Below are 572 nucleotides of genomic sequence, written 5' to 3'. Positions count from 1 at the left end.
TTTAACAAACTTCAAGAAAACCTTTCAATCAGCGAACGTGGCAAGCAAACGGGAATTATCTCTTTAAGCTTCTCTGGCGAAGATCGTACTAAAATTCAAGCCATCCTGAACGATATTAGCCAAAACTACTTCTTACAAAATGTACAACGTAATTCCGCAGAAGCAGAACAAAGTCTTGAGTTTTTGAAAGGCCACCTACCAGATATCAAAACTAAACTGACGGCATCTGAAGATGTACTGAATCGATTCCGTCAAGAAAATGAATCCATCGATTTAGGCTTAGAAGCTCAATCAACATTGAAAGTGATGGTTGAATTAGAAGCGCAGTTGAACGAGCTTACATTCAAAGAAAGTGAGATCAGCCAACGCTTCACTCAGGATCACCCGGCATACAAATCGCTGCTTGATAAGCGTCAAACCTTGCTTAAAGAAAAAGAGCGCCTAAACAAACAAGTTCAAAAACTACCTAAAACTCAACGTGAAGTATTGCGTATGACACGTGATGTAGAAGTTAACCAACAAATCTACATCCAGCTATTGAACAAGGTGCAAGAACTCAACATTATCAAAGC

1 protein-coding gene is annotated in these 572 nt (G+C 39.2%); it reads left to right on the top strand.

What is annotated here, in order from left to right; genetic code table 11:
* Positions 1-572 (top strand): GNVR domain-containing protein (locus tag R7R78_RS28315; RefSeq protein ID WP_318119767.1); only part of this gene is annotated, 572 nt, incomplete at both ends.

It is taken from the genome of Vibrio sp. 2134-1, from assembly GCF_033339495.1.
The sequence above is the reverse complement of the archived record's forward strand: the minus strand, read 5'-3'. Positions and strand labels throughout refer to the sequence as shown.